The 1,178-nt window shown below is 63.5% G+C and carries 2 protein-coding genes; both read right to left on the bottom strand.

Annotation, left to right across the window (positions count from 1 at the left end):
* Positions 1-135: 135 nt before the first annotated feature.
* A complete protein-coding gene (locus CQW31_RS30740) occupies positions 136-873 on the bottom strand; it encodes a metallophosphoesterase (RefSeq protein WP_099816121.1) in 738 nt (245 codons plus the stop codon).
* A gap of 51 nt (positions 874-924) precedes the next feature.
* Positions 925-1,178: hypothetical protein (locus tag CQW31_RS30745; RefSeq protein ID WP_256587460.1), on the bottom strand; the 254-nt coding region annotated here is incomplete at its 5' end.

Here is a 1,178-nt window from a genome sequence, read left to right on the forward strand (position 1 = left end):
ACATGAGCTGGGTTTTGCTGATCCGGCCATAGGCCTCGTATTCGGCATCGACCCAACAGGCGCCGAACTTGCGGTACGGCTCGCCGAGGATCTTCGTGACGTAGCAGTCGATCAGGTTCATGGATGGCTCCTGGCTCAGTCCCAACTGAGCTTTTCGGGCATGGGCGGGATTGTTTCGAGGGTGACCAGGTCGAGCAGGGTGAAGTACCCGCCGTCCTGCGGCCGCCAGCCCATGGTGTCGATGTGGATGACGTTGCCGAGCGCCGCCGGCCTGTGCAGTGGGGTGTGGCCAACCACCAGGGCGCGCAGGCCATGCACGCCTTCGGTCTCGCCGAGCTCAATGCGGCTGCGCGACCACATGCAGGTGTTCTGCGTTAGTCGAAGCTGCTTGGCTGTTTCCGGCGCCTCGAGCGCGGCCCGCAACTGATCCCAGGACGGGAATGGGCAGTCTGCGTGCACGACACCGACCAGGCCACCTAGCGTCTCTACCTCGATGGCGATCGGCAGCTCGCGGAACTGGGCGGCAAACTCGCGTTGCTCATCCCAGGCAAGGCCGGCGAACCAGGCGCCGCCGTTGTACACCCAGTTCTCTACGTCGCAGGTATCGAACCGGCAGACGTAGTCGTCGTGGTTGCCACGCACCGGGTGGAACCATGGCTTTTCCAACCAGGCGAGCACGTCTCGGCACTCGGGCCCGCGGTCTACCAGGTCGCCAACGCTGAACAGCCGGTCAACTTCCGGATCGAAGCCGGCAGAGTCCAGGGCGGCCTGGAGGAGGGTGAAGTGCCCATGGATGTCGCCGACCGCGAAATCGCGCCCAGCCGTGTTCCTGGCGAAGCGCTTGATGCGCACCACCTCTATGTTTTCGAGCATGCAGGTTCCTCGCCCGCACATGTCGGCGGGCTTGAGTAGTAGGTGAAGGGGTTAGGCGCGGTGTCCGCGCTTGCAGAACCAGTCGAGGGCGTCGACTATCAGCGGGTTTTCGTACCAGTCCTCGATCTCGCGCTGCTCACAGCGATCGCGATAGAAGGTCGGACCAAGGTAGCTGTGCCAGTTCAGGTAAACGCAGGTACCGTCCGCCAGGCGCAGGCGATGGGCTGGTGAGAAGCAGACATAGCCGACGCCAATCGGTACGCAAGTCATCGCGGCCCCCTGTAGATCAGGTAGGCCATGTAGGC

Origin of the sequence: Pseudomonas sp. 382 (genome assembly GCF_002759075.1) — a bacterium.
GTDB lineage: Bacteria > Pseudomonadota > Gammaproteobacteria > Pseudomonadales > Pseudomonadaceae > Aquipseudomonas > Aquipseudomonas vlassakiae.

What these genes read in the sequence shown, in the direction of transcription:
- CQW31_RS30740 (WP_099816121.1), bottom strand. Translation starts at nt 873, where the DNA reads ATGCTCGAAAACATAGAGGTGGTGCGCATCAAGCGCTTCGCCAGGAAC.